Source organism: Vibrio sp. 378 (assembly GCF_033339435.1).
On record NZ_JAWOUO010000488.1, the window covers coordinates 1 to 738 of the forward strand.

General features: G+C 51.4%; 1 protein-coding gene. It reads right to left on the reverse strand.

The features are described from left to right. Positions 1 to 738: S8 family serine peptidase (locus R7Q48_RS27105; RefSeq protein WP_318133347.1), on the reverse strand; the 738-nt coding region annotated here is incomplete at both ends.

Consider the following 738-nt stretch of genomic DNA (forward strand, 5'->3'; position numbering starts at 1 on the left):
TTCGTAACCCGTAATGTTTGGATCAAGAGACTGACCAACAAGGCCGTTACGTGGTGTTTGCAATACGGAGCGAGTGCCTGATGGGGAAACAAGCTCGATTGCCAAATCAGGTAGACGCGAGTGCTCTAGCGTCAGCTGCACCTGTACAGACTCAACGGTAATGTCGTCAGTAATTGCGATGTTTGACGAACCACCAGCAAGGCTTGCATCGGGCACACTGACTTCTGTTGCATTGTTTGCCCACGGTGTGATGATTTGCGCTGGCAGAACATTATTCGTCATGCGAGCGCGTTTCATTGCTTCATCCAAATCAACGGCACCAAAACCATAGAAGGTATGGAAGTTCACGCCAGCCGCGTTTTTCTGCCAAGGTGAGATCGCTTCGTAGCTCACCAACTCACCTTTATTATTGGTAAATTCAAGTTGAACACCCGGATGCTCGGCATCGGTAACGCGTGCGGTTTCTGCCAGCAACGCACGAACATCACGGGCAGATAAAGCGTGGTTGTTTGACATGATAGCGGCGATTGCACCAGAAGTGTTCGGCGCAGCCGATGATGTGCCGTTCATGGTGCTGGTATAATTACAGTTCGGGTCAAGCTCTGTACCACCGTGTAGACCATTAATACCAAGGCCGTCACTGGTGTTTTGTCCTTCTTCACATCCCATCAGGTCAGTGGTGACCATAGCAGGGAAGTCTTGCCCGTATTCCCCCGCTGGCGCGGCAACCCACACGTT